Annotated in this window: 20 protein-coding genes; 9 read left to right on the top strand and 11 right to left on the bottom strand. The window is 71.4% G+C overall.

What is annotated here, in order from left to right; all coding sequences use genetic code 11:
* Window positions 1-70: 70 nt before the first annotated feature.
* The 7 genes from ACGHC0_RS20475 to ACGHC0_RS20445 form a co-directional block, all read right to left on the bottom strand.
* The gene (locus tag ACGHC0_RS20475; RefSeq protein WP_415266593.1) at window positions 71-1,531 is read right to left on the bottom strand and encodes an ABC transporter ATP-binding protein; all 1,461 of its coding nucleotides are present in this window, start codon (window positions 1,529-1,531) and stop codon (window positions 71-73) included.
* Window positions 1,528-2,388, bottom strand: a complete 861-nt coding sequence (locus ACGHC0_RS20470; protein WP_415266592.1) for an ABC transporter permease — start codon at window positions 2,386-2,388, stop codon at window positions 1,528-1,530. Before ACGHC0_RS20470 ends, ACGHC0_RS20475 begins: the two co-directional genes overlap by 4 nt.
* The gene (locus ACGHC0_RS20465) at window positions 2,385-3,401 is read right to left on the bottom strand and encodes an ABC transporter permease (RefSeq protein ID WP_415266591.1); all 1,017 of its coding nucleotides are present in this window, start codon (window positions 3,399-3,401) and stop codon (window positions 2,385-2,387) included. Before ACGHC0_RS20465 ends, ACGHC0_RS20470 begins: the two co-directional genes overlap by 4 nt.
* Complete coding sequence (locus ACGHC0_RS20460) at window positions 3,398-4,990, bottom strand: ABC transporter substrate-binding protein (protein WP_368352691.1); 1,593 nt, start codon at window positions 4,988-4,990, stop codon at window positions 3,398-3,400. Before ACGHC0_RS20460 ends, ACGHC0_RS20465 begins: the two co-directional genes overlap by 4 nt.
* Window positions 4,991-5,040: 50 nt before the next feature.
* Window positions 5,041-7,218: a TonB-dependent siderophore receptor gene (locus ACGHC0_RS20455; RefSeq protein WP_368352690.1), complete on the bottom strand. Its 2,178-nt coding sequence runs from the start codon at window positions 7,216-7,218 to the stop codon at window positions 5,041-5,043.
* 158 nt (window positions 7,219-7,376) lie between these two features.
* Window positions 7,377-7,802: a hypothetical protein gene (locus ACGHC0_RS20450; protein WP_368352689.1), complete on the bottom strand. Its 426-nt coding sequence runs from the start codon at window positions 7,800-7,802 to the stop codon at window positions 7,377-7,379.
* 95 nt (window positions 7,803-7,897) lie between these two features.
* Window positions 7,898-9,592 carry a diguanylate cyclase gene (locus ACGHC0_RS20445; RefSeq protein WP_368352688.1) on the bottom strand — a complete coding sequence of 565 codons (1,695 nt, stop codon included), beginning with the start codon at window positions 9,590-9,592 and terminating at the stop codon, window positions 7,898-7,900.
* Window positions 9,593-9,705: 113 nt separating this feature from the next.
* Here ACGHC0_RS20445 and ACGHC0_RS20440 point away from each other — a divergent pair, with 113 nt between their 5' ends.
* The 5 genes from ACGHC0_RS20440 to ACGHC0_RS20420 all read left to right on the top strand — a co-directional run bounded on the left by ACGHC0_RS20440 (window position 9,706) and on the right by ACGHC0_RS20420 (window position 16,795).
* Window positions 9,706-10,584, top strand: coding sequence for a plasmid replication/partition related protein (locus ACGHC0_RS20440; RefSeq protein ID WP_415266590.1), 879 nt, complete (start codon window positions 9,706-9,708; stop codon window positions 10,582-10,584).
* Window positions 10,585-10,684: 100 nt separating this feature from the next.
* The gene (locus ACGHC0_RS20435; RefSeq protein WP_368352686.1) at window positions 10,685-14,164 is read left to right on the top strand and encodes a response regulator; all 3,480 of its coding nucleotides are present in this window, start codon (window positions 10,685-10,687) and stop codon (window positions 14,162-14,164) included.
* The gene (locus ACGHC0_RS20430) at window positions 14,149-15,018 is read left to right on the top strand and encodes a CheR family methyltransferase (protein ID WP_405045307.1); all 870 of its coding nucleotides are present in this window, start codon (window positions 14,149-14,151) and stop codon (window positions 15,016-15,018) included. The genes ACGHC0_RS20435 and ACGHC0_RS20430 overlap by 16 nt, the downstream gene beginning before the upstream one ends.
* A complete protein-coding gene (locus ACGHC0_RS20425) occupies window positions 15,015-15,626 on the top strand; it encodes a chemotaxis protein CheB (protein WP_368352684.1) in 612 nt (203 codons plus the stop codon). Before ACGHC0_RS20430 ends, ACGHC0_RS20425 begins: the two co-directional genes overlap by 4 nt.
* A complete protein-coding gene (locus ACGHC0_RS20420) occupies window positions 15,623-16,795 on the top strand; it encodes an ATP-binding protein (protein ID WP_415266589.1) in 1,173 nt (390 codons plus the stop codon). The genes ACGHC0_RS20425 and ACGHC0_RS20420 overlap by 4 nt, the downstream gene beginning before the upstream one ends.
* A 57-nt stretch (window positions 16,796-16,852) precedes the next feature.
* Here the strand turns inward: ACGHC0_RS20420 and ACGHC0_RS20415 are convergent, their stop codons facing one another.
* Together ACGHC0_RS20415 and ACGHC0_RS20410 are read right to left on the bottom strand one after the other, a co-directional pair.
* The gene (locus tag ACGHC0_RS20415; protein ID WP_041829364.1) at window positions 16,853-17,221 is read right to left on the bottom strand and encodes a response regulator; all 369 of its coding nucleotides are present in this window, start codon (window positions 17,219-17,221) and stop codon (window positions 16,853-16,855) included.
* A gap of 89 nt (window positions 17,222-17,310) precedes the next feature.
* The gene (locus tag ACGHC0_RS20410) at window positions 17,311-19,452 is read right to left on the bottom strand and encodes a catalase (RefSeq protein WP_415266588.1); all 2,142 of its coding nucleotides are present in this window, start codon (window positions 19,450-19,452) and stop codon (window positions 17,311-17,313) included.
* 256 nt (window positions 19,453-19,708) lie between these two features.
* Here ACGHC0_RS20410 and ACGHC0_RS20405 point away from each other — a divergent pair, with 256 nt between their 5' ends.
* Together ACGHC0_RS20405 and ACGHC0_RS20400 are read left to right on the top strand one after the other, a co-directional pair.
* On the top strand, window positions 19,709-20,674 hold the full coding sequence (locus ACGHC0_RS20405; RefSeq protein WP_368352680.1) for a transglutaminase-like domain-containing protein: 966 nt from the start codon (window positions 19,709-19,711) through the stop codon (window positions 20,672-20,674).
* Between the two features lie 468 nt (window positions 20,675-21,142).
* Entirely contained in the window at window positions 21,143-21,838 is a 696-nt protein-coding gene (locus tag ACGHC0_RS20400; RefSeq protein ID WP_368352679.1) for a hypothetical protein, read from the top strand.
* A 30-nt stretch (window positions 21,839-21,868) separates the two neighbouring features.
* On the opposite strand, the gene alkB is transcribed toward ACGHC0_RS20400, so the two are convergent.
* Entirely contained in the window at window positions 21,869-22,537 is a 669-nt protein-coding gene (gene alkB, locus ACGHC0_RS20395; RefSeq protein WP_368352678.1) for a DNA oxidative demethylase AlkB, read from the bottom strand.
* A 97-nt stretch (window positions 22,538-22,634) separates the two neighbouring features.
* Between alkB and ACGHC0_RS20390 the strand changes: the two genes are divergently transcribed.
* Window positions 22,635-23,318, top strand: coding sequence for a DsbA family oxidoreductase (locus tag ACGHC0_RS20390; protein ID WP_368352677.1), 684 nt, complete (start codon window positions 22,635-22,637; stop codon window positions 23,316-23,318).
* Between the two features lie 202 nt (window positions 23,319-23,520).
* Window positions 23,521-24,051, top strand: coding sequence for a GFA family protein (locus ACGHC0_RS20385; protein ID WP_415266587.1), 531 nt, complete (start codon window positions 23,521-23,523; stop codon window positions 24,049-24,051).
* A 159-nt stretch (window positions 24,052-24,210) separates the two neighbouring features.
* Here ACGHC0_RS20385 and ACGHC0_RS20380 read toward each other — a convergent pair whose 3' ends face one another.
* Complete coding sequence (locus ACGHC0_RS20380) at window positions 24,211-24,717, bottom strand: CreA family protein (RefSeq protein ID WP_368352675.1); 507 nt, start codon at window positions 24,715-24,717, stop codon at window positions 24,211-24,213.
* Window positions 24,718-24,745 lie beyond the last annotated feature (28 nt).

Below are 24,745 nucleotides of genomic sequence, written 5' to 3'. Positions count from 1 at the left end.
GTGCCGGCACGTGCACCTATGCTCGGGCCCGGACCCGCCGCGGCGCGTGGGACGCCGCTTACCCGCCGTGTCATCCGGGAGCGTGCGCTTCCGTTTCCCTTTCCGTTCCCTCGTCCAGGGCCAGGACACCGTCCTGCAGCCTCAGGGTCCGGGTGCCGACGGCGCGCGCGAGCGCGTCGTCGTGCGTGACGAGCAGCAGGCAGGACCCGGCGTGCTCCATCGCCTCGGTGAGCAGTGCCAGGGTGTGGCGCTGGGTGAGCGGATCCAGGCGTGACGTGGGTTCGTCGGCGAAGAGCAGCGCGGGCCGGGCCAGCAACGCGCGGGCGAGTGCGATGCGCTGCAGTTCGCCGCCCGACACCGCGGCGGGGCGCCGCCGCAGCAGTGCGGGGTCGAGCCCCAGGCGCTGCAGGTGCTGTTCCAGCGCCGTCCACGGTTGCGCATGGAGACGGGCCGCGTCGCGCAGGGCGGTGCCCAGGTCCACCTGCGGCGCGAAGGCGCCCGCCGGGTCCTGGTAGAGCTTTTGCAGGGCGGTGGGCGCGAGCGACGACGCGCGTCGCACGCAACCCGCATCCGCGCGCACCAGGCCCAGCAGCACGTTGCCCAGCGTGCTCTTGCCCGATCCGCTGTCGCCCCGGATCACCGTGCGCTCGCCCCGGCGCAGCTCCAGGTCCACGCCCTGGAAGAGCTGCCGGCCCGCGAACGCCTTGCCGAGTCCCGTGGCCTGCAGCACCGCCTCGCCCAAAGGCGGCGGCGCGCGGCGCGGCCATGCGGACGGATCCGCATCGATCAACTGGCGGGTGAATGCATGCTGCGGCGCGGCCAGCACCTCCCGGGCGCGGCCCATCTCCACGGCCCGGCCGCCCTGCAGGACCAGGATGGCGCCGCCCAGCTGGCGCGCGAGGTCCAGGTCGTGCGTGATGACGACGGCGCAGCCCCCCTCGCGCAGCAGGGCCTGCAGGCCGTCGATGGCATGCCGGCGCCATGCGGCGTCGAGGCCCTTGGTGGGTTCGTCCGCCAGCAGGATGCGCGCGCCACCCGCGAGCGCGATCGCCGCGGCGGCCCGCTGTGCCATGCCACCCGAGAGCTGCCAGGCATGCTGCCGGGCCGCGGCGCCCAGGCCGGCGGCCTGCAACTGCGCTTCGGCCGCCGCCCGCGCACGGTCTGGGGCCTGGCCGCGCACCAGCGCGAGCACTTCCGCCAACTGCGGCGCGACGGCCATGATCGGGCTCAGCGCCTGCGCGGGCTCCTGCGGCAGCAGCGCGAGCGTTCGCCCCCAGAGGGGCCTGCGCGCGGGCCCGTCGGCCGCCCGGCTGGCACGGCCCGCGATGGCGACGCCGCCGCTGGCGCGCAAAGCTGGCGGCAACTGGCCCATGACGGCCTGGGCCAGCAGCGACTTGCCCGCACCGCTTTCGCCGACGAGGCACAGCGCCTCGCCGGGATGCAGCGTGAACGAGATACCCTGCAGCAGCGCGAGCGGCCCCGCATGCACGCCGAGGTCGTCCACCTGCAGGAGCGCGGACACCGTGCTCACGCCGGATTTCCCGGGCGCATGGCGAGTGCCATGCCCAGCACCAGGCAGGCCAGCAGGCCCACGGGGGCCGCGATCAGCCAGGGCGCTTCCTCGTAATGCGGCAGCGCCTCGGTCATCATCAGGCCCAGCTCGGCGGTCGGTGGCTGGATGCCCACGCCGATGAAGCCCAGCGCCGCGAGCGCCAGCACGGCCTGGGCGGCGGTGAAGGGCAGCAGCATGCCGAGCACGGGCGCGAGTGCCGGCAGCAGGTGGCGGCGCAGCAGGTAGGCCGGCCCGAAGCCGAGCAGCCGCGAGGCCTGCACCGCATCGCCGGCCAGCACCGGCCGGCTCGCCGCGCGGCTGACGCGGAAATACTCCACCCACAGCGAGAGCGACAGGCCCAGGTAGAGCGCCCAGTGCCGCCCCGGCGCGAGCGTGGCGAAGAGCAGCACCAGCAGCAGGCCCGGCACCGCCAGCACGGCGTCGGCGAGCAGCACCAGCCAGCGCTCGAGCGCGCCGCCGCGCCAGCTGGCCGCCACGCCCAGCAGCACGCCGGGAACCGCCGCGCTCGCCGATGCGGCCAGCGCCAGTCCCAGGGAGAGCTGCGCGGCGTGGGCGAGCCGTGCGAGCGTGCTGCGGCCGAACAGGTCCGTGCCCAGCCAGTGTGCGCGGCCGGGCGGCAGCAGGCTGTCGGCAAGCGACTGGCGCGCGGGATCGGTGCCCACCAGCGCGGGGCCCAGTGCCGCGAAGGCCGCGAGCAGGCCGAGGATGACGAACCCCCAGCGGCGGCCTGAGCGGACGGGGGAACGCACCGGCACCCGAGCGGGGTCGGCGAAGGCGCCGGGCGGGTTGGAGGGGGATGACGGCATGGCGGTCATGCGCGGACCTCGGCGGAGCGCCGGGGATCGATCGCCACGCAGGCCGCATCCACCAGCAGGTTGAAGAAAACGAACAGCAGACCCATGCACAGGGCGGCGCCCTGGATCATCGGAACGTCGCGCCCGAAGACGGCATGCACCAGCGCATGCCCGATGCCGGGCCAGGCGAAGAGCGTTTCCACGACCACGGCCCCTTCGACCAGGAAGACGCCCTGCACGCCGAGGTAGGCCACGACCGGCAGCGCCGCCTGCGGGAGCCCGTGGCGCCACAGCGCCTGCCCGTCGGTGAGGCCCTTGCCGCGGGCGAACGCCAGCGACGGCGACGCGGCCGCCTGCCGCATGGCGGCTGCGGACACCCGCGCCAGCCCTGCCGCGAGCCCGAGGCCCAGCGTCAGCGCGGGCAGCAGCAGGCTGGCCGCATGGTCGTCGCCCGCGACCGGCAGCATGCCCAGGCGCACGGCCATGGCCAGCATCAGCAGCACGGCGAGCAGGAAGGGCGGCGTGGCCCGCAGCAGCACCGCCAGCGCGGCCACGGCGCGGTCGATGCGGCCGCGCGGGTGCAGGCCCGACCAGATGCCGGCCGGCAGCCCCAGGGCCATGCCGATGAGCAGGGCCGCGAGCGACAGTTCGACCGTGGCGGCCAGCGGGTGCGCGACCTCGCGCCACACGGGGTTGCCGCTGACGTAGGACGTGCCCAGGTCCAGCCGGGCGATGTCGCCCCACCAGGCCAGCAGCGCCTGCCAGACCGGGCGGTCCAGGCCCAGTTCGGCGCGCACCGCTGCGGCTGCGGCGTTCGATACGAGGTCGTAGCCGTACCGGCCCGCGGCGATGCGCGTGGCCATGTCGCCGGGCAGCAGGCGGGCCATCGCGAAGCACAGGGTACCGACGATGAGCGCGAGCGCCACGGCCTGCAGCGCGCGGCGCAGCAGCATGCCGGCCCAGAGGCGTTCGGCGGTGGCGGTGCAGGAGGGTGTGCTGGAGGAAGAAGGCATGGAGGATGTGCGGATGGTCATGCGCGCCACTCCATCGCGGTGAGCCGGTAGGAGCGCTCCAGCGGATCGAGCCGCACGGAACCGACGCGGCGGCTGATGGCCACCGTCTGCCGGTACCACGCGACCGGGATCACGGGCAGTTCGTCCTGCAGCGTTCGCACCACCTGCCGGCGCAGCGCCGCGGCGCGGTCCTTCGGAATTCCGCCGGCCTGCAGGGTGGCCAGGGCGTCGGCGACGCGCGCGTCGGACCATCCCATGGCGCCCCAGTCCCCGCCGCGCGGGCCGAAATCCTGGGCCAGTGTGCTGGTGGGATCGGGGGTTGTGGCGTAGTTGCGCGCGATCAGCGCGAGTTGCAGGCTGCCGTCGCGGTGCCCGAGCGGGATGTCGCCCGAGTTGCCCACGTCCACGCGCACGGCGATGCCGGCCTCGCGCCACTGGGCCTGCAATGCCGTGGCGATGAGCGGCAGTTCGGGCCGGTCGGGGAAGGTGCGCAGCGCGAGCCGCAGCGGCTGCCCCTGCGCGTCCCGCAGGCCGTCCGCGCCGCGCCGCCAGCCCGCTTCGGCCAGCAGCCGCGCCGCGGCTTCGGGATCGAGGGCGAGCGGTTCGAGCCCGTCAGCGTGCCAGTCCCGCAGTGTGGGCGGAAAGAGCTGCGTGGCCGCGAGAGCCGGGTCGCGCAACAGCGCGCGGGCGATGCCGGCCCGGTCGATGCACAGGCTGAGCGCCCGCCGCACGCGCGGGTCGCGCAGCGCCGGCAGCCCGGCGTTGACCTTGATCCCCACCGAGCGAGGGAGCGTCACCGACTCCACCCGCACCGGCCCGGGCGCCGTGGCGTGGCGGCGCAGCCGCACGGTGCTGGCCGGATCGAGCCCATAGGCCAGGTCGGCCTGGCCGGCCTCGGCCATGAGGGCCCGCGTCTCGGAGCGCCCGGCCGACAGGTAGGCCACGCGCTCGATGGCGGGGCGCGGGCCGCCGTGGCCGTCGAACGCTTCGGCCTCCACCCGCTGGGGCGCGGCGAGCGCGGTGATGCGGTAGGGCCCGCTGCCGACGATGGACCGCACAGCACCGTCCGGGGCGTAGCTGGCAGGCGCCAGCACCAGCGTGCTGCTGTGCGCCAGCAGCGCGGGCAAGGCGGCATGCGGCCTGGACAGGCGCACGCGCACGGTGGAATCGTCCTCGGCCTCGATGGCCTGGATCGGGGCGCCGCTCAGCAGCGATGGCGGCCTGCGCGCGGCCTCCAGGCAGCGGACGACCGCCGCCGCGCGCACCGGGATGCCGTCGTGGAAGCGCGCGCCCTGGCGCAGCACGAAGCGCCAGGCCAGGCCGTCGGCCGAGGCCTCGAAGCGTTCTGCCAGGCCGGGCAGCAGGGTGCCATCGTCGTCGGCGTCCACCAGCGTCTCCGCGATCTGCAGGCGCGTGAACACGTAGCCGCTGACCGCGGGGGCCAGGCCGGCGATCTCCCAGGGACCGACGATCTGCAGGCGCGGAGGCCCGGCGGCGCTCTGCGCCCGCAGAGCCGGGGCCACCGCCCCCGCGGCCCCCGCGGCCAGCGCCCGCAGAGCGCAGCGTCGCGTGGCAGGGGCGGCGGCGCGGGGAGGCGGGGATGGCGTCATGGGAGCGTCCACTTTGGAAACGGGGAATGCGGCAGGGCGGTGCGCCCGCTTCAGAACCGGGCCTGCAGCCCCACCGCCACGGTGCGCCCGCTGCCGGGCGTCACCCACAGCCTGCTCACGGACGTGGCGTAGTAGGTCTTGTCGAACAGATTGTCCACATCCAGCGTGAGCCGCACCGCGGGGGTGAGCCGCCAGTACGCGACGATTTTTGCCGTGGTGTAGGCGGGCAGTTCGAAGGCGGGCGCACCGGCCTGGGCTTCGGCCTGCGTGCGGGCTGCGCCCAGCCGCTGGCCCACATGCGTGATGCCGCCGCCCACGCCGTAGCGCTGCCCGCTGGCGAGCGCATCCTCGTACACCGCCAGCAGGCTGCCGTTCACGCGCGGCACGTTGATGAGGCGGCCGCCGATCTCGAGCGTGTTGTCGCGCAGCACATCCACGTCGTTCAGCACCAGGCTGGCGTTCAGGCGCCAGTGCGTGCCGAGCTGTCCCGCCAGGTCGAACTCCAGGCCGCGGCTGCGCACCTTGCCCGCGGTCACCTGGAAGCTGCTGTCCACCGGATCGGTGGTCAGCATGTTGCGCTTGGTGATGTCGAAGAGTGCTGCCGTGGCGCCCAGGCGCTGGTCGGCGCTCTCCCATTTCACGCCCACTTCCAGCGCGCGGCCCTTCTCCGGCGCCAGCGCCAGGCCGCCCCGGCCCACGGCGGAAGTGAAGCCGCTGTTCGGGCGGAAGGAGGTGCCTGCGTTGGCATATACCGTCCACTGCGCATCCGGCAGCCAGCTCACGCCCACGCGCGGGGAGACGGCCGTCGGGTCCTGCCCGTCCGTGGTGCCGGTGCGGTGGTTGTCGTAGGTCTGCCGGTAGCGGTCGAAGCGCGCGCCGGCCAGCACGCGCCACTGCGGCGCCAGCTGGATCGCGTCCTGCACGTAGAGGGCCGTGTTGCGCTGGCGCTCGGTGAAATCGGTGTTCGGGCCGGGCGTCGGCCGGGGTTGTCCGTACACCGGCTGGTAGATGTCGATCGCGTAGGGCGCGGCGGCCGTGGGATTGATGCGCAGCATGCGCGCATCCAGCGTGTAGCGGTAGGTCTCCACGCCCAGCAGCAGTTCGTGCGGCGTGCCGCCCCACTGCAGGTTGCCGATCAGCTCGCCCTGCAGGGCCGTGTCGTCGGACGAGAAATCGCGATAGCGGCGCTGGCGGCGCAGCGTGCCGTCGGCCAGCAGGGACGAGGCCTCGGTGGAAAATCCGTCCAGCCCCGTGGTGCGGTAGGAGAGCGCGAAGCGGCTGCGCCACTGCGCGTTCCATTCGTGCAGCAGCGACAGCTGGTGGGTGGTGTTGCGCACGGTCACGTCGCCGTCGCCCGGCTCGCCCAGGAAGCGGCTGCGTGGCACGTCGCCGAGCCGGTTGCCCACCGCCACCACGCCCCGGTCCAGCGGCGCGCGGTGCCGCAGGTATTCGCCGCTGTAGTCCAGCACGGTGCTGCCGCCCAGCTTCCAGGTGAAGGCCGGGGCCACCACCTGGCGCTGCGCGCTGACGAAGTCGCGGAAGCTGTCGCGGTCTTCCACCGCCACGTTGAGCCGGTAGGCCAGGTTCTCGCCCAGCGGGCCGGTGCTGTCGAGCGCCCCGCGGCGGTACGCATGGCTGCCTGCATAGGCTTCCACCGCGTTGGCGGGTTTCCATTGCGGCCGCTTGGTAACGATGTTGAGCGTGCCGCCGGGCTCGCTGCTGCCGTAGAGCGCGGCGGCCGGGCCCTTCAGGAACTCGATGCGCTCCACGCCGGCCATGTCGCGCGGCGCATTGAAGCCCCGGTTGCCGGAAAAGCCGTTGAGCAGGGTGGCCGAGCCGGTGTTCTCGTTGCCGGGCAGGCCGCGGATGGCGACGTTGTCCCACAGGCCCCCGAAGTTGTTCTGGCGCGAGACACCGCCCACGTAGTCGAGCACTTCGTCCAGGCGCGTGGCCCCGAGGTCGTCGATGGCCTGCCGGGTGATGACGCGCACGGACTGCGGCAGCTCGCGCAGCGGCAGGTCGGTCTTGGCGCCCGCGGCTTCCTGGGCCTGGTAGGTGCCGGAATCGGTGCGGCCGACGACATCGACGGTGGAGAGCTGGGCATCGCCGGAAGGGGAAGAGGAGGGGACGGGGCCGGATTGCGCTCGCGCGCCGCCGGCCACGAGGGCCGCAGCGGCCATTGCGAGGGGCAGGGCCTTGAAAGAGGGATGGCGGAAAAGGGAAGTCATGGAATCGAAGGTGCAAAAAAGGGGCCGCAGCCCATGCCGGCGCCGAGGGCGCCATGCGGCAGCGCGCGCGGCATCGGGCACCCGCGTTTTTTGAAGACGCGGTCCTGGGCGGGAGGCAGGGAGAGAAGAGAGCGCGGCCGGTGCAGGCCTCGCCGCGATCAGGCCGGCTCGGCGGAGGGCACGGACGCGACTGCAGCGCCTGCCGGGGGGCCGCGCGCGAGGAAGGGCCGGACGGTGCGGCGTCCGTGCGCCGCTTCGGCATGGGCCGGGGGGCCGGGGGTGGCGCCTGGGCCTTCCAGCCAGGGCTGCTGCGCCGGCTGCGGGGCGGCGGCCTGCAGGTGGGCGAAGGCCAGGCAGGCAGCGCATGCCCCGTGCTGCGGCGCCGTGTCTTCGGAGGGCGCTTCGGATGCAGCGGAGGCGGAAGGACTGCCTTCTTCCACCGCCGCTGTCACCGCTGCCATCGCGGCGGGCGCCGCGGGCTGCAGGGCCTGCCTCAGGTGCGCCGCCTCATGCAACGACCAGCCCAGGCAGGCATTCAGCCACAGGGCCAGCAGCAGGAAGGGCGTGAAGCGGTGCAGTCGCATGGGAGTTTCCGGAGCGCGGGATGATAGCCGCGAGCCGGACCGTGCGGCATGCCCCTGGCCAACCGGGCCGCCGCCCGCCGGCCTCCAGGCTCGCGTCAGGCGGCGGGCGCGACGCAGACCCGGTCGCGCCCCTCCCCCTTGGCCTGGTAGAGGGCCTTGTCGGCCCGGTCGAGGATGGACGCCAGCGGTTCGCCCCCTCCATGGCAGAAGGCCAGGCCGATGCTGACCGTCAGGTGGCCCACGCCGGGGAAAGGCGTATGGCCCACGGCCAGGCGGATCTTCTCTGCCACGAGCCGGCCTTCCTCGCGGTCGCGGGGTTCGGGCATCAGCACGACGAATTCCTCGCCGCCGAACCGGGCGACGAAGTCCGTGGAGCGCACGCAGCCGGCGATGAGCCCCGCCAGGTGCTGCAGCACCGCATCGCCCGTCTGGTGGCCGTGCGTGTCGTTGACGCGCTTGAAATGGTCCGCATCCACGATCATCAGCGCGAAACGTTGGCCGAGTTCGCGGCACCGCGCCGCATACGCCTGCAGCGCTTCGTCGAATCGGCGGCGGTTGTAGAGCCCGGTGAGCGGATCGCGCACCGCCAGGTTCTCGAGCTCCTGGTTGGCCTGGTGCAGGGCCAGCGTGCGTTCCCGGACCTGGTTCTCCAGGGAGGTATTGAGGCGCGACAGCTCCTGCTCGCGCTCCAGCAGCGAGGCCGTCATGGACTGGAAGGAGCGGTTCAGCTGGGCGACTTCCAGCGTGTCCGTGCCGTCGGGATAGCGTGGCTCGCCCTCGCGGCGCTCGATGGCCCGCGCCGCGTGCGCCAGCAGTTCCAGCGGCCGGCTGAACCGCGCCGCGAGCCGGTAGGCCACCAGGCCGCAGAGCAGGGCTGCGGCCAGGCCCAGCAGGGCGAGCTGCCGGCTCAGCGCACGTGCCGGCGCCAGCGCCTCGTTCGCAGGCTGGCGCACGACGATGCGCCAGCCGAGGTCCGCGCCCGCCACGGACGGCAGCGCCACCGTGCTGCTCAGGTACTCCGTCCCGTCGGCCCACGTGAGGCGCTCGTACCGCGCTGACGGGCCCGCCCGGTCCGGCAGGCGGGTCTGGCCTGCGAGCCGGAAGGGGTAGAGCACATTGCCCGACCGGTCGGCGATGAGCACCTCGACGCCGCGCCCCGCCGCACGGTCCACGGCCACCGCCTCCACGGTCTCGGTCACCCAGTACCAGTGGGCATGGGCGCCGATCACACCGCGCAGCGTGCCGTTGGCGTCCACGATGGGCGCGGCGAAGTCGATGAAGCGCAGCGGCTGGTCCAGGCGACGTTCCGGCAGTCGCTTGGCCAGCAGCACGGCGTCGTGCACGTCTCCCACGAAAAGGCGTGTGGTGGCCTCGCGGAACCACGGGCGCTGGTCCACCTTCTCTCCGACCAGGATGCCGCCCGTGGCCTGGAGCACCCTGCCTTCCGGGGTGGCGATGCCGATCCACGCGTATTCGCTGTGTGCATCCTTGCGCTGGTCCAGCGCCTGGCGCATCGCGTCGCCGCCCAGGTCGCCCTGGGTGAACAGAGGCAGCTTGCGCAGCAGGTCGATCTCGAGCGCGCGCTCGCGCAGGTTCGTGGCGAGCAGGTCGGTGGCCGAACGGGCCGTGGTGTGCAGCAGTTCCCCCGCGAAGCGCGCGAGATCCTGCGTGGCGATGCGTCCCAGGTAGAAGCCCACGCCCAGCACGCTGGCGAGCGTGAGCGTACCGAACCAGAGGGTGAGTTGTCCCCGCAGGCTGGGGGGGCGTACTGGCCGGGCGATCGAATGCATGGCGCGCATTGTCGGTCCGCCCGGCAGGGGGCGCGGCGGCCGCCCTGCGGAATTCCCGAAGACGCGCATTCACTACAATGCCGCCCCTTTTCGGCCCGCGCGAACCCCACCCCATGCCCATCATCGTCAACGAAGAACTCAAGGCCTACATCGATCCGCTCACGCCCGAGGAGCATGCCGCCCTGGAGCGCAGCCTGCTCGCCGAAGGCTGCCGCGATGCGCTCGTGCTCTGGGGCGACGTGCTCGTGGATGGCCACAACCGCTATGGCATCTGCCAGAAGCACGGACTGCCGTTCAACACCGTCCAGCACCCGCATTTCCGCTCCATGGAGGATGTGCATCTCTGGATGATCGACCAGCACCTGGGGCGCCGCAGCGTCTCGGACTTCCAGCGCGGCGTGCTGGCGCTGCGCAAGCGGGAGATCCTGGCGCAGCGCGTGGCGGCCACCGCCCCCCAGGCCTCTGATGCCGCAGAGCCCGCGGACAGCTCTGCGCCGTGGGACGGGCCGGCCGATGCCGCGGCCCCGGCACCGCAGGAGGCAGCAGCCGCGGCCGTGCAGGAGGCCGAGCCGCTGAAGAGCCGCGAAGCCATCGCCCGGGCGGCACGGCTGAGCAGCAGCCAGGTGGTGATGATCGAGAAGATCCAGAAACAGGCGGCGCCCGAACTGGTGGCCGCCGTGCGCTCGGGCGCCATCTCCATCAACACGGCGGCCGCCGTGGCGACCTTGCCGGAAGAAGAGCAGCGCGCGGCGGCGGTGGCCGGCAAGGATGAGCTGCGCCAGGCCGCGAAGCGCGCGCGCGATGCACGCCGCAAGCCGCGTGCGGAGATTCCGCAGGGCGGATCCACGCCGGAGGGCTCTGCCGGAGGCGGCGAGCCCTCCGCGCCCCAGGACGACATCGAGGCGCTGCGCCGCCGTGTGGCGGAGCTGTCCGCCGAGAACGAGGCCCTGCGCGGCGAAGTGGCTCGACTGCAGGCGCTGGCGGGAACGTGAGGACCTGCGCGGGACGGTTGCTCCTTCTTTTGCAGGATATGGCCTACGTGCGCGGCGGTGCCCGCACCCTATGATCCGGAGCTTCCCGTCCCGCACGCCCATGCCCTCCCAACCCATTCCGAACGACAAGATCCACCACAGCATGCCGCTGCGGATGCTGCTGGGCTTCGTGCTGGCGGCGCTGGCGACCACCGTCATCGCCATCTTCACCTACCAGTCGCAGCAGGACCGCGGCGAGGCGGTGCGGCGCATCAACTCGGCCGTCGAGTCGATCGTGCAGATCCAGTACGTGCTGTCGATCCTCAAGGACGCCGAAACCGGCCAGCGCGGCTACCTGCTGGCCGGCGAGCCCCGCTACCTCGGCCCCTACGAGACCGCGGAGGCCTCGCTCACGACCGAGCTGGAGCGGCTGCGGGGACTGGTCGGCGATTCGCCGCGGCAGCTGCGCCGCTACGAGCAGCTCGCGCCCCTCGCGCGCCAGAAGATGTCCGAGCTGCACGAAACCATCCAGCTGCGCCTCGCCGGCCAGGCGGATGCGGCGCTGGCCGTGGTGCGCACGGACCGCGGCCGGGCCACCATGGACGCCATCCGCTCGCTGGTGCGCGAGATGATCGCGGCCGAGCGCGAAGAGCTGGAAGAGCGCCGCGCGATGTGGGAAGACTCGGCGCGCTTCGCGGCGTACTTCACCTGGGGCAGTTCGCTGCTGCTGCTGGTGTTCATCCTCGGCGTGGCCGCCATGACGGCCGCAGACCACCGCACCAAGGCCCGCGAGGCCTGGGTGCGCAGCGGCCTGATGGGGCTGTCCGATGAAATCCGGGGCGACCTGCGGCTGGACGAGCTCGGCCCGCGCGTGCTGGCCTACCTGGCGCGCCGGCTGGGCGCGCGCGTGGGTGCGGCCTATGTCTCGGACGGGCACGGCGCGTTCCGCCGCTTCGGCGCCTACGCGCTCTCCGGCACCGGCCCCGAGCGCATCGCCGCGGGCGAGGGCCTGGTGGGGCAGGTGGCCCAGACGCTGCAGCCGATGCATGCGCGGCATGTTCCCGCGTCGCACCTGGAGGTGCAGTCCGGCGTGGGCCACAGCACGCCCGCGGAGCTCGTGGTGCTGCCGGCCGTGCACAACGGCGTGGTGCAGGCCGTCATCGAACTGGGCTTCTTCCGTCCCGTGCAGTCCATCGACATGGACATGCTGTCGCGCGCGTCCGAGCAACTCGCCGTCGCCGTGCGCTCGGCCATCGACCGCTCCCAGCTCGAGGCGCTGCTGGACGAGACGCAGCGCCAGGCGGAGGAGCTGCAGGCCCAGCAGGAAGAACTGCGCGTGAGCAACGAGGAGCTGGAGCAGCAGAGCCGCGTCCTGCAGGAGTCGCAGGCGCAGATGGAAGCCCAGCAGACCGAACTCGAGCAGAGCAATGCCCAGCTGGAAGAGCAGACCCAGCAGCTGGAATACCAGAAGCAGCAGTTGCTGCGCGCGCAGGATGCACTGTCCGACAAGGCCCGCGACCTGGAGCAGGCGAGCCAGTACAAGAGCGAGTTCCTGGCCAACATGAGCCACGAGCTGCGCACGCCGCTCAACTCCAGCCTGATCCTGGCCAAGCTGCTGGCCGACAACAAGGGCGGCAACCTCACGGACGAGCAGGTGCGCTATGCCGAGACCATCCACGGCGCCGGCAACGACCTGCTGACGCTCATCAACGACATCCTCGATCTGGCGAAGATCGAGGCCGGCCAGGCCACGGTGGAGATCGAGCCCGTGAACGTGGCGCGCGCGGTGCAGTCCATCGTGGAGCCGCTGCGGCCCCTCGCCCGTGAGAAGAACCTGGCGTTCAGCGCCGTGGTCGAGCCGGGCGTGCCGGACGTGCTGCGCACCGATGCCCAGCGGCTGGGCCAGATCCTGAAGAACCTGCTGTCCAACGCGATCAAGTTCACCGAGCGTGGCGAGGTCGCGCTGCGCGTGGCGGCCCAGCCCGACGGGCGGGTGGCGTTTTCGGTGCGCGACACGGGCATCGGCATTCCCGAGCACCAGCAGAAACTGATTTTCGAGGCGTTCCGCCAGGCCGACGGCAGCACCCACCGCAAGTACGGCGGAACGGGGCTGGGCCTGTCGATCTCGCGTGATCTCGCGCAATTGCTGGGCGGCAGCGTCTCGGTGCAGAGCACCTCCGGCCAGGGCAGCGTGTTCACGCTGGTGCTGCCGGTGCAGCCGCCCGAGGGCACCCAGGCAGCCGAGCAGGCAACGGCCCCCGCGCCGCAGCGCGCGGTGGCCACGGCCAGCGCCACGCCCGTCTCCGCGCTGCCGGCGGAGGTGTCCGAGCAACCGGTCCTGGCCCCCACGCCGGCCCCGCCGCGTCGCCCTGCATCGGCGGTGGCGGACGACCGCGACACGCTCCAGGCCGGCAAGCGCACCATCCTGGTGGTGGAGGACGACACGCGCTTCGCCCGCATCCTCTACGACCTGGCCCACGAGATGGGTTTCCAGTGCATCGTCACGCACAGCGGCGGCGAGGGCCTGGTGGCCGCCACCGACTACATGCCCAGCGCCGTGGTGCTGGACATGAACCTGCCCGATTTCTCGGGACTGGGCGTGCTCGACCAGCTCAAGCGCAACCCCGCGACCCGGCACATCCCGGTCCATGTCGTGTCGGTGGCCGACTATTCGCAGGAGGCCCTGGGCCTGGGCGCGATGGGCTATGCGCTCAAGCCCGTCAAGCGCGACGAGCTCGTGCAGGCGCTGCAGCGCATGGAGGCCAAGTTCACCCAGGCGCTGCGCCGCGTGCTGGTGGTGGAGGACGACGACCGCCAGCGCGAGAGCATGCGCCACCTGCTGGCCAATGGCGACGTGGAGATCGTCGGCGCGGAAACCGCGCAGCGCGCGCTGCAGCTGCTGCGCAGCAGCACCTTCGATTGCATGGTGATGGACCTGAACCTGCCGGACCTGAGCGGCTATGAACTGCTCGAGCAGATGGCCGGGCAGGAGGACGTCGCCTTCCCGCCGGTGATCGTCTATACGGGCCGGTCGCTCTCGCGCGACGAGGAACAGCGGCTGCGGCGTTTTTCCAAGTCGATCATCATCAAGGACGCCCGCTCGCCCGAGCGCCTGCTCGACGAGGTCACCCTGTTCCTGCACCAGGTGGAATCCAGCCTGCCCGCGGAGCGGCAGCAGATGCTGCGGCTGGCGCGCGACCGCGAAGCGACCTTCGAGGGGCGCAGCATCCTGGTGGTGGAGGACGATGTGCGCAACATCTTCGCGCTCTCCAGCGTGCTCGAGCCGACCGGCGCGAAGGTGCAGATCGCGCGCAACGGCCGGGAAGCGCTGGAGGTGCTGGAGCGCTCCCAGGCCGGCGACGCGCCCCAGGTGGACCTGGTGCTGATGGACATCATGATGCCCGAGATGGACGGATTCACCGCCATGCGCGAGATCCGCAAGCGCCAGGAATGGCGGCGCCTGCCCATCATCGCCCTCACGGCCAAGGCCATGAAGGACGACCAGGAGAAATGCCTCGCGGCCGGCGCCAACGACTACATCGCCAAGCCCCTGGATGTCGAGAAACTGCTCTCCCTGGTGCGCGTGTGGATGCCCAAGTGAACCCCGAAGACGATGCCCGGGCGGCGCTGCGCCGCAAGACCTTCGACATCGAGCAGCACCTGCTCGTGGAGGCCATCTACCGCCGCTACCACTACGACTTCCGCGGCTACGCGCAGGCATCGCTCAAGCGCCGCCTGCAGGCGGCGCTCACGCGTTTTTCCTGCCGCACGCTCTCGCAGCTGCAGGACCTGGTGCTGCACGACCCGGAAGTGTTCCCGGCCATGCTCGAATACCTCACCGTGCAGGTGAGCGAGATGTTCCGCGACCCCACCTATTTCCGCGCGCTGCGCGAGACGGTGGTGCCGGTGCTGCGCACCTACCCCTCGCTCAAGGTCTGGGTGGCCGGCTGCAGCACCGGGGAAGAGGTCTATTCGCTCGCCATCCTGTTGCGCGAGGAGGGCCTGCTGGAGCGCACGCTGATCTACGCCACCGACATCAACGCCAATGCCCTGCAGAAGGCGGAGGCCGGCGTGTACGCGATCGACCGCGTGCCGTCGTTCACCGAGAACCACGCCCGCTCCGGCGGCAAGGGCTCGCTGTCCGAGCACTACACGGCCGCCTATGGCCGCGTGGTGTTCGACAAGAGCCTGCGCCGGCACATCGTGTTTTCCGACCACAGCCTGGCGACCGACAGCGTGTTCGCCGAGGTGCACCTCGTCTCCTGCCGCAACGTGCTCATCTACTTCGACCGCGAACTGCAGGACCGGGCACTCGGCCTCTTCAGCGAGGCGCTCTGCCGCAAGGGTTTCCTGGGCCTGGGCTCCAAGGAATCGCTGCGCTTTTCGTCGCATGCGCAGGCGTTCGACGAACTGGTCCCGCCCGAGCGCATCTACCAGAAGCGGGGGGGCGCATGATCCGTCCCACCGCAGCTCCGCAGGTGCCCGCCCGGCCGTTCGAGGCGATCGTCATCGGTGGCTCCGCCGGCAGCATCGAGGCGCTGTCCGTGCTGCTGCCCGCGCTCGGGCCTGCGCAGCGCGCCGCGGTGTTCGTGGTGCTGCACCTGCCGCGCGACCGGCGCAGCCTGCTGTGCGAAATCTTCCAGCCGCGTTGCGCGCTGCCGCTGCGCGAGGCGCAGGACAAGGAGCCGGTGGAAGCGGGCACCGTCTATTTCGCGCCGCCCGACTACCACCTGCTCATCGACGCCGGGCCGTCGCTGGCCCTGTCGGTCGATGACCCCGTGCACTTCTCGCGCCCGTCCATCGACGTTCTTTTCGAGTCCGCCGCGGACGCCTATGCCGGGCGGCTGCTGGCCATCCTGCTCTCCGGTGCCAACCACGACGGGGCCCAGGGCATCGCGGCCGTGCAGGCCGCGGGCGGCACGACCATCGTGCAAGATCCCGAAAGCGCTCCCATGAGTTCCATGCCCGAAGCGGCGCTGCAGCTGTGTACGCCGGCCCACGTCCTTTCGCCACAGCGCATCGCCGACTGGCTGGCCGCACTGCCGACGGGAGGGCGCGCATGATCGCGCCGCCGCGCATGCCCCCCGCCGCGCCCGCGACGCCGCGCCACGCCGTCCCGGTGAAGTGCCTGCTGGTGGACGACGTGCCGGAGAACCTGATCGCGCTCGAGGCCCTGCTGCGCCGCGACGACGTGCACATCCTGAAGGCGGCCTCTGGCCCCGAGGCCCTGGAGCTGCTGCTGGCCCACACCGACGTGGCGCTGGCGATGCTCGACGTGCAGATGCCCGAGATGAACGGCTTCGAACTGGCCGAGCTGATCCGGGGCAGCGAGCGCACGCGCCACATCCCCCTCATCTTCATGACCGCGGGCTCTCGGGACCAGAACTGGCAGTTCAAGGGCTACGAGAACGGCGCCGTCGATTTTCTCTACAAGCCCATCGATCCGCACATGCTGGTCAACAAGGCCAACGTGTTCTTCGAGCTGCACCGGCAGAAGGTAGCGCTGGCCTGCGAACTGCAGGACCGCACCCACGCGCTGAAGCTCAGCGAGATGTTCATGGCCGTGCTCAGCCACGACCTGCGCGGCCCGCTGAGCGCCATCCTCGCCAGCGCCGCAGTGCTGCGCAGGACCCAGGAGCCCGACAAGGTCCTGGCCATGGCCGACAAGGTGCAGACCAGTGCACAGCGCATGGGCCGCATGATCGAGGACCTGCTGGACGTGACGCGGGTGCGCCAGTTCGGCGGTCTGCCGGTGCGGGCGGCGCCGGCCGACCTGGGCGAACTCGTGCAGCGCACGGCCGCCGAGTGGCGCACCAGCCATCCGGAGCGCGTGATCGAGGTGCTGCAGGAGGGCGACCTCGGTGGCCAGTGGGACGCCGAGCGCCTGTGCCAGGTCGTGTCGAACCTGCTGGGCAACGCCATCCACCACGGCGACCCGCAGCAGCCCGTCCAGGCCGCGCTGGACGGCAGCGGGCCGCACAACGTCGTGATGACGGTCCGCAACGGCGGGGAGATCCCCCAGGCGCTGATCCCGCAGCTCTTCGACCCCTTCCGTGGGCGCGAGCGCGAGCCCGGCCGCCACCAGGGACTGGGGCTGGGCCTCTACATCGTCCACCAGATCGTGGAAGGCCATGGCGGCACCATCAGCGTGTGCTCGCGCGACGGGCGCACCATCTTCCGTGTCGAGCTGCCGCGCGAGGCGCCGCCCTGCGCGCTGGCCGGACGGGATTGACGGACGGGATGGGCGGGGCAGGGGCCGCGTGCAGCGCGCCCCGCCGCGGTCCCGGGCTCAGGCCGTGCCCGGCCTCAGCGCACTGCGGATCGATTCCATCAGCGCTTCCAGGTCTTCGAGTTCGAAGGGCTTGAGCAGCGCCCGCACGTTCGGTCCGAGGGTGTCCAGCCCGTGGCCGAACTGGTAGCCCGAGCACAGCACGATCCAGCGCTGGGGATCGACCTGCAGCAGCTTGCGGCAGAGGTCCGTGCCGGACATGCCCGGCAGGCTCACGTCGGTCACCACGATGTCGAAGGGCTGCGGCCCGTCCAGCTTCAGGGCTTCTTCCGCCGTGGCGCAGGACGTGACTTCGCGGTCGTCGCCTTCCAGCAGCATGCCGATGGTTTCGCGGAGTTCGGCGTTGTCTTCCACGTACAGGATACGCAGGGGGGTCATGGAATGGTCTGTCCCTTGCAAGGGTTCGAGGGAGGAAGGTCGGAGAAGGTCGGTGGCGGGAGCCGGCGCGGGGGACTGGATCATGCCAGCATCCGCACCTTGGGTTCGCGTTCCCACTGGCGGGTCGTGGCCGCCTTGATGAAGGCGGAGACGTTGTCCGGAGCCAGCACGCCGGCGTCCGGCTCGATGCCGGCGGCCGCCAGAATGGGTTGGGAACCCTTGCAGGCGGCGATCGCCTTGAGGTGGCCATAGGCGTCGCGGAACCAGTCCACCGCCGCGGCTTCGCGGGCGAGCTGGGCGCCGGCCTGGGGCGCGAGCACGGAGGCCACCGCATCGAACACCACCGAGGGCGTACCCGCCAGCTGGCCATCGGCCGGCAGCCGCGAGCCGTCGGACAGCACGGCGCCGCCGACCTTGGGCGCCACGATCTTCACCTGCGCACCGGCCTTCTCGGCAGCCTTGCGCAGCGCTGCGATCGGCTCCGGCGCCGATCCGTCGGCCACCAGGATGCCGATGCAGCGGCCCTGCAGCGTGGGCTTCATGCGGTCGATGATGCGCAGCGCGGGCGACAGCGGCAGGTCCTGCGCGGGCGCCGCGGCCGGGAAGGGCGCGGGCAGGTCCGGCAGGCCGAGGCCGTCCGCGACGCGCTGGGCCAGGCCCTCGTCCACGTTCAGCAGCTGGGCGACGACGGCGACGCGCACGCGCTCGGTCTCCACCTTCGACAGCTCGAACACCAGCGCAGACGCCATGTGCGCCTGCTCGATGGCGCTCTGGCTGCGGTAGAACAGGCGCGCCTGGCTGTAGTGGTCGGCAAAGCTCTCCGGCCGCAAGCGGCCCTTGGCGCCGTCATCGCCGGCCAGGCGCTCGGCGAAATGGCGGAATCCCTGGGCCACGGAGGCGCGCGGCGTGTCCTGCTGCAGGCTGCTCGGCTCATAGGCCACGCGGCCCTTGGGCACCTGCATCTGCATGTGGCCGTCGCGCTGCATGTTGTGGAACGGGCACTTGGGCGCGTTGATCGGGATCTGCACGAAGTTCGGGCTGCCCAGGCGCGAGAGTTGCGTGTCCAGGTACGAGAAGAGGCGCCCCTGCAGCAGCGGGTCGTTGGAAAAATCGATGCCTGGCGGCACGTTGGCGGGGCAGAACGCCACCTGCTCGGTTTCGGCGAAGAAGTTGTCGGGCCAGCGGTTCAGCGTCATGCGGCCGATGGTCTTCAGGGGCACCAGTTCCTCGGGCACGAGCTTGGTCGGGTCGAGGTGGTCGAACGGGAAGCGCGCGGCCTCTTCCTCGGTGAAGAGCTGTACGGCCAGGTCCCATTCGGGGAAGTCGCCTGCCTGGATCGCCTCGAACAGGTCGCGCCGGTGGAAGTCGTTGTCGGCGCTCTGCAGTTTCACCGCCTCGTCCCACACGGTGGACTGGATGCCCAGGCGCGGGCGCCAGTGGAACTTCACGAACGTGCTCTCGCCCTTCGCGTTCAGAAGGCGGAAGGAGTGCACGCCGAAGCCTTCGATGGTGCGCAGGCTGCGCGGGATGGTGCGATCGCTCATCGCCCACATGATCATGTGCAGGCTCTCGGGCATGAGCGAGATGAAATCCCAGAACGTGTCATGGGCGCTCGCGGCCTGCGGAAAGGCGCGGTCGGGCTCCATCTTCACGGCGTGGACCAGGTCGGGGAACTTCATCGCGTCCTGGATGAAGAACACTGGAATGTTGTTGCCCACCAGGTCCCAGTTGCCTTCGTCGGTGTAGAACTTCACGGCGAAGCCGCGCACGTCCCGCGGCGTGTCCACCGAGCCCGCGCCGCCCGCCACCGTGGAGAAGCGGCAGAACAAGGGCGTCTGCCTGCCGACTTCGGTGAGGATGCGCGCGGTGGTGTACTTTTCCAGGCTTTCCGTGAGCTCGAACACACCGTGTGCTGCGCTGCCGCGCGCATGCACGATACGCTCGGGAATGCGCTCGTGGTCGAAGTGCGTGATCTTCTCGCGCAGGATGAAATCCTCGAGCAGCGTGGGCCCGCGCGGCGTGGGGCGCAGCGAATTCTGGTTGTCCGCAACGGGGATGCCCTGCTGCGTGGTGAGCACCGGATGTCCGCCGCCGGCCTGCTGTTGCAGTTCCCCGCCCTGGCCGCGCGCGGTATCGCCGGTGGCCGCGGCGGAGGCGGCCTGCACCTTGCGCGGTGTCTTCTTTCCGGCGGATTCGCTGGGGGATGTGGTGTTCTTGGGCATGGGGCATTCCTTGTGGGAAGGTGGGCCGCGGGGCGCGGAAGACGGCATCTTTTTCCGCCAGGGGATGCGGGGCTGTAGGACAAGCGCGCTTTGGCCGCGAGGCACTGGCGCTGCGACGCGCCTTCCTCCGACACGCCGCGGGCTGTCGGGTCCGGATACTGGGTGCAGGCGCCGAAGCAATGGTGGCCGCGCCGCACGCCATGCGGACGCACCATGCCGTCGCGCCCCCATGTCCCCTTTTTCCCCGAGAAAACACATGATCCGAATCAAGCTCCAGGTGGAATTGGAGTACTGCGTTGCAGACGGCCCCGGTGCGGACTTCGTCTTCAACATCCATGCCGCGCAGACAGGGGGCCAGAAGGTTCTGGACGAGACCCTGGAGATCAGCCAGCCGGACGCGATTCCGCTGCTGCACACCGATCCCGCCACCGGCACGCGCTGCATGCGCCTGCATGCGGGGCCCGGTCCGCTGACCGTCGCCTACGCGGCCACGGTGGACATGCACCACCATGCCGCCGATCCGGCGCACATCCCTGAAGTGCCCGTGCGCGACCTGCCGCCCGAGGCCGTGGGCTACATCCTGCCCAGCCGCTACTGCCAGTCCGACCGCCTCGTCACGCTGGCCATGCGCGAATTCGGCCACCTGTGGCAGGGCTACAGCCGCGTGCAGGCCATTTGCGACTGGGTGCGGGGCCACGTGGCTTTCCGTTCCAACACCTCCAACTCCACCACCTCCGCCATCGACACGTTCGTGGAGCGGGTGGGCGTGTGCCGCGATTTCGCGCACCTGATGATCGCGCTGTGCCGCGCGCTGAACATTCCCGCGCGCATCGCGACCGGCACCGACTACGGCGCCGACCCCGCGCTGGGGCCGCCCGACTTCCATGCCTACGTGGAGGTCTTCCTCGGCGACCGCTGGTACGTGTTCGATCCCTCCGGCACGGCCATCCCCATGGGCATGGTGCGGCTCGCGACGGGCCGCGATGCCGCGGACGTGGCCTTCGCCACGATCTTCGGCGGCGTGCAGTCACAGGCTCCCAAGATCCGGGCCTGGGCCGTGCAGGACCCGGCCCGCGGCTTCGAGCTGCCCCACCATTCCTCGCTGGCGCTGTCCACCGACTTTCCCGACGGCCACGGCGCACCGCGCGCTCCGGCACGCCAGGGCCGCGGGGGGTACGTGGGCACGGGGCGCACCTCCGCACTGGAGGCGGCCGGCGCCTGAGGCGTTTCCCCGGGGGCAGGGCCGCCGGGGTGACCCGGGTTCGCGCACGCGCCCGCCGGTTCGCGTGCCGGCCCCTCCATGGCCGGCCTGGCCGCTTCAATGCACACCCTGGGATCTCCGGATCCCGTCCGCCGGGCCGGGCGCTGCCGCGCCATGCCTGCCTTCCATCACCGCATTGCGCTGCCTGTCCGCCGGCCGGCGCCTGCCTCTGTGCCCAACACGCCATCTGCCACGTCGCCGCGATCGTCCCGCCGCCAGGCCGTGCCCTCCCACCCTGGGCCTGCCGCTGCGCAGGCGCAGCAGGCCGGGCCGCGGCGGCTTGCCCATGCCGGCCCGCTGCTGCCGCGCGCCCGTTCCCTTCCCGCGCATGCGGGACTGCCCCGAAGCGCCGATCGCCCGCCGCGCGCTGAGGGCGCGTCCTCCTCCCGTGCCGCATCCCGTGCAGCCTCTTCGCCAGAGCTGGCCTCCGTGCCGGAAGGGCTGCAAGGCTCCGGGGGCCTGGGCCCCGCCCTGCAGCCCCTGTGGCGCAGCCTGGTCCGCCAGGCGGCGCGGCTGACCGGGGAGATGCGCGCCCATCCCGCATGGACCGCCGTCGTCCTGGACACCCTGCGGCAACCGGAACTCGTCGGGGCCATGGCTGCGCAGCTGGCCACGGCCGCGCAATGGTTCTCTGCCGGTGCGGCCGCGCTGCCACGGCAACTGGCGGAGCGAGGCGACCAGGAGACGGCCTGGCGCATCGCGCAGGCACTGGTGCAGCTCGATGGCCCGCAACTGGCCGAGGACCTGATCGGCGAGGTGGTGTACGGCACGCTCCGGCATCTGCCGGACCGCCAGCTGGCGGGCCTGCAACTGCTCGCCGGTCTCGGCATGCTGCTGGCCTACTGGCAGAGGATGGCCCGCCAGCGCGATGCCCTGGCCGTGGCGCATGCGCCGGGCCAGTTGCCGGCGCAGGCCTGTACGCCAGCGGGGCCGGCCGCAGGCACCCTCCGGCGATCCCTGAGCGAAAGCCGTGCCGCGCTGTCGAACAGCGTGGCGGGCGCGTTGACGCATGCAGCCCAGGGGGTGATGGATGGCGAATATGCCGCGGGCGTGGCCCAGTGGATGGCGGACGAGGCGCGCCGGGCGGCCGGCCGCTGGTTCGGCCGCAGCCGGAGTTTCAGCTAGGGACTGCCGACAGCCCGTGGCCACCGGGGTTCAGCCCGCTTTGCGGAAGGTGAGGTTCACCCGTTCCGCGCCCCATTCCGGATGCAGGCCGTCCTTCACCGGCTGCACGCCGTGGAAACGCAGCCTGTCCGGTCCGCCCCACACCACCACGTCGCCATGTTGCAGCGGCACGCGCTCCACGGGACCGGTGCGCGCGAAGCCGCCCCAAAGGAACACCGCGGAGATTCCGAGCGATACCGACACGATGGGCGCCTGCAGGTCACGTTCGTCGCGGTCCTGGTGCAGCGACAGCCGCGCGCCGGGCGCGTAGCGGTTGACCAGGCAGCTGTCGGGCTCGAAATCCGGGAATCCGGCGCGCCCGGCGGCTTCGCGGGCCAGCCGCCGGAAGGCGTCCGGCATGGCGGGCCAGGCCGTGCCGGAGCCCGGGTCGAGCGGGGCGTAGCGGTAGCCGCGGCGGTCGCTCACCCAGCCCAGGCGGCCACAGGACGTGGTCGCGACCGACATGGCCCGCCCACCCGGGGTCTCCATGTGCCGCCAGGGCGCGGTACGGGCCACGGCCAGCACCCCTTCGCGCAGCGCCGCTGCCACCGGCAGCGCGAACCCGCGCAGCAGGGCCGCGCCCGGCCCCAGCGGGATCGCAGAGGCCCCGGCGGGGTCGCCGTCGAAAAGGTCGGGTGTCGTGGAAGATGATGCGGACATGGCATGGACCACATGGCGCCTTTGCCGCAGTCCTGCAAGGGCTCTCGCATCCTGCCATGCTCCTGTGCATCCCACGTTTGCCCAAGGAAACCCCTCCATGACCGCCGTGTCCCCGCCAGCTTCCAGCGCGACCCCGCTGCGCATCGATTTCGTTTCCGACATCTCCTGCCCCTGGTGCGCCATCGGCCTGCAGTCGCTCGGCCGGGCGCTGGACACGCTCCAGGGCTCCGTCCAGGCAGAACTGCATTTCCAGCCGTTCGAACTCAATCCGCAGATGCCGCCAGGCGGGCAGGACATCGGTGAGCATCTTGCGGAGAAATACGGGGCCTCCCCCGAGCAGACTGCGCAGACGCAGCGCGCCATCGCGGAGCGCGGCGCGGCGCTGGGCTTCGAGTTCCGGATGGACCGCCGCAGCCGCATCTACAACACCTTCGATGCGCACCAGCTGCTGCACTGGGCGCACGAGACGGCCGGCCCGCAGGCGCAGGAGGCGCTCAAGCGGGCCCTGTTCCATGCCTACTTCACGGAGGGCCGCGACCCTGGCGATCGGGCACTGCTCGTGCAACTGGCTGCCGGCGCGGGCCTGGACGCCGCGCGCGCGCAGCAGGTGCTGGAATCCGGCGAGTACGCCGACGCGGTGCGCGAGCGCGAAGCCTTCTACCAGCAGCACGGCATCCAGTCCGTGCCGGCCGTCATCGTGAACGGGCGGCACCTGATCCAGGGCGGCCAGCCGCCGGAAGTGTTCGAGCAGGCCTTGCGGCAGATCGCCGCGCAGGGGTGAAATGGCCCTCAAACCATGTCCTGGCCATTCTTAAGATTGGCCTAAGTCAAGCAGGGCACATTAGGGGTTCGGCAGCCGCTGTCTCTTCTCCCTCCCTCCTTACTCAGGCTGCTGTTTACCCGCTTCGGCGGGTATTTTTTTGCCCGCGCGGAGCCGGGTTGGGCTTCCGGGCTGCCCTGCAAATCCACGGAAGTGCGCTAGGATGATTTCTTCAAAGCGCGCCTTCGCTGCTGGACAGTGGCTTCCGCTTCCGGTTGCCTGGAAGGGCGCAACCCAGTGGTTCCCGTGGAAGGAAAGGCCAGCAATGAGCGCAGCACATTCCGAAGAGCAGGGGCAGTGCCTTTGCGGCGCCGTTCGCTTCCAGGCGACGATCGGCGCCCGCGAGATGGGTGCCTGCCATTGTTCCATGTGCCGTCGCTGGTCCGGTGGTGTGTTTCTCGCGGTGGAGTGCCAGGGCGTGGCCGTGCAAGATCCGGAGCACCTGGGTGTCTATGCTTCTTCCGAATGGGGCGAACGGTGCTTCTGCAAGGTGTGCGGCAGCACGGTCATGTGGCGGTCGAAAGATGGCACGCACCATGCCGTTTCCGTGCAGGCGTTCAGTGATCCGTCCACGTTCGCGCTGGCATCGCAGATTTTCGTGGATGAGAAGCCTGCCAGCTATTCGTTTGCCGAGACGACGAAGAACATGACCGGCCCGGAATTCATCGCCATGGTCACCGCGGCGAAGCCGTAGGCCCTGTGGAGCCATGGTGTTCGGCCTCTCGCCATTCACCTGGCAGCGTGCTCGCCGCATACGGCTGTCGGGCTGTTCGGGTTGGTCGCGGAGATCGAGGACACGGAGGGCAATTGCATTGGCCTGCACTCGCCGCCCGCGTGACGGCGGGCCGCTCCGTTATTGACGCACGGGGATCGGCATGCCCCGGTCCACCGGCACGGCCGTCACGCTGTTCTGGGGCGAGCCGTCGATCAGCTTGTCGGAGTAGCTCAGGTAGACCAGCGTGTTGCGCTTGGCGTCCACCATGCGCACCACGCGCAGCCGCTTGAAGAGGATGGAGGTGCGCTCGCTGAACACCTCGTCCTGTTTCTTGAGCGGCGACGCGGCGAAGCTGATCGGGCCGGTCTGGCGGCAGGCGATGGAGGCTTCGGACTTGTCCTCGGCCAGGCCCAGCGAGCCCTTGATACCGCCCGTGCGGGCGCGGGACACGTAGCAGGTCACGCCCTGCACGGCCGGATCGTCATAGGCCTCTACGATGACGTCGTGGTCGCGGCCGATGAGCTTGAAGGCCGTGTCCACGGTGCCGATCGTGTCCGCGTCGGCCTGGGCCGACAGGGCGGTGCCGGCCAGGGCCAGCAGCAGGGCGATGCGCCGTGCGGCAGTCGGGACGGTTTGGGAATGCATGGCGGGGGCTCCTGTCGCTGGTCTCACG

Origin of the sequence: Acidovorax sacchari, from assembly GCF_042847045.1 — a bacterium.
GTDB classification, from domain to species: Bacteria; Pseudomonadota; Gammaproteobacteria; order Burkholderiales; family Burkholderiaceae_C; genus Paracidovorax; species Paracidovorax sacchari.
Note: the sequence above shows the minus strand (reverse complement) of the source record. Positions and strands in the feature narration are given on the sequence as shown.

Coding starts and splice junctions, on each gene's coding strand:
- ACGHC0_RS20470 (WP_415266592.1), bottom strand. CDS start 2,388: ATGACCGCCATGCCGTCATCCCCCTCCAACCCGCCCGGCGCCTTCGCC.
- ACGHC0_RS20465 (WP_415266591.1), bottom strand. CDS start 3,401: ATGACCATCCGCACATCCTCCATGCCTTCTTCCTCCAGCACACCCTCC.
- ACGHC0_RS20460 (WP_368352691.1), bottom strand. CDS start 4,990: ATGACGCCATCCCCGCCTCCCCGCGCCGCCGCCCCTGCCACGCGACGC.
- ACGHC0_RS20455 (WP_368352690.1), bottom strand. CDS start 7,218: ATGACTTCCCTTTTCCGCCATCCCTCTTTCAAGGCCCTGCCCCTCGCA.
- ACGHC0_RS20450 (WP_368352689.1), bottom strand. CDS start 7,802: ATGCGACTGCACCGCTTCACGCCCTTCCTGCTGCTGGCCCTGTGGCTG.
- ACGHC0_RS20445 (WP_368352688.1), bottom strand. CDS start 9,592: ATGCATTCGATCGCCCGGCCAGTACGCCCCCCCAGCCTGCGGGGACAA.
- ACGHC0_RS20440 (WP_415266590.1), top strand. CDS start 9,706: ATGCCCATCATCGTCAACGAAGAACTCAAGGCCTACATCGATCCGCTC.
- ACGHC0_RS20435 (WP_368352686.1), top strand. CDS start 10,685: ATGCCCTCCCAACCCATTCCGAACGACAAGATCCACCACAGCATGCCG.
- ACGHC0_RS20425 (WP_368352684.1), top strand. CDS start 15,015: ATGATCCGTCCCACCGCAGCTCCGCAGGTGCCCGCCCGGCCGTTCGAG.
- ACGHC0_RS20420 (WP_415266589.1), top strand. CDS start 15,623: ATGATCGCGCCGCCGCGCATGCCCCCCGCCGCGCCCGCGACGCCGCGC.
- ACGHC0_RS20410 (WP_415266588.1), bottom strand. CDS start 19,452: ATGCCCAAGAACACCACATCCCCCAGCGAATCCGCCGGAAAGAAGACA.
- ACGHC0_RS20405 (WP_368352680.1), top strand. CDS start 19,709: ATGATCCGAATCAAGCTCCAGGTGGAATTGGAGTACTGCGTTGCAGAC.
- alkB (WP_368352678.1), bottom strand. CDS start 22,537: ATGTCCGCATCATCTTCCACGACACCCGACCTTTTCGACGGCGACCCC.
- ACGHC0_RS20390 (WP_368352677.1), top strand. CDS start 22,635: ATGACCGCCGTGTCCCCGCCAGCTTCCAGCGCGACCCCGCTGCGCATC.
- ACGHC0_RS20385 (WP_415266587.1), top strand. CDS start 23,521: ATGATTTCTTCAAAGCGCGCCTTCGCTGCTGGACAGTGGCTTCCGCTT.
- ACGHC0_RS20380 (WP_368352675.1), bottom strand. CDS start 24,717: ATGCATTCCCAAACCGTCCCGACTGCCGCACGGCGCATCGCCCTGCTG.